The organism is Pseudoalteromonas sp. P1-13-1a, assembly GCF_001401875.1.
Taxonomy (GTDB): Bacteria; Pseudomonadota; Gammaproteobacteria; order Enterobacterales; family Alteromonadaceae; genus Pseudoalteromonas.
The window spans coordinates 1-451 of record NZ_LKDV01000092.1 but is presented as its reverse complement, the minus strand read 5'-3'; the positions used below and the strand labels follow the sequence as shown (position 1 = coordinate 451).

Sequence of the window (451 nt, the reverse complement as noted above, 5' to 3'; positions counted from 1 at the left end):
AATATTTATCAGAATTTTATTATCAGCTTTTCCAAATTTTTAAAGAGCAGAGAATCAAAAACTTCTCAAAATTAAACACACTCTATTCTCAGGTGTTATTGCTACCCGATAAAGAATATTTATTTTTAAGAAGTAAAGTGGTGGAGCTAAGCAGGATCGAACTGCTGACCTCCTGCGTGCAAGGCAGGCGCTCTCCCAGCTGAGCTATAGCCCCACATATGCTGGTCTTATTGTCTGTTATGACACTTCAAAAGAAGTGGTGGGTCTGGGTGGATTTGAACCACCGACCTCACCCTTATCAGGGGTGCGCTCTAACCAACTGAGCTACAGACCCAAACAATAAGTGTTGTTCTCTTTACAATTAACAATCATCTGTGTGGACACTACGAACAAATAAGTTCTAAATCGTATAAGGAGGTGATCCAGCCCCAGGTTCCCCTAGGGCTACCTT

The 451-nt window shown here is 41.7% G+C and carries 2 tRNA genes; both read right to left on the bottom strand.

The annotated features are described in order from the left end of the window. Positions 1 to 138 precede the first annotated feature (138 nt). Positions 139 to 214, bottom strand: a tRNA-Ala gene (locus tag AN391_RS19935). 43 nt (positions 215 to 257) lie between these two features. Then, positions 258 to 334, bottom strand: a tRNA-Ile gene (locus AN391_RS19930). Between the last annotated feature and the right edge of the window lie 117 nt (positions 335 to 451).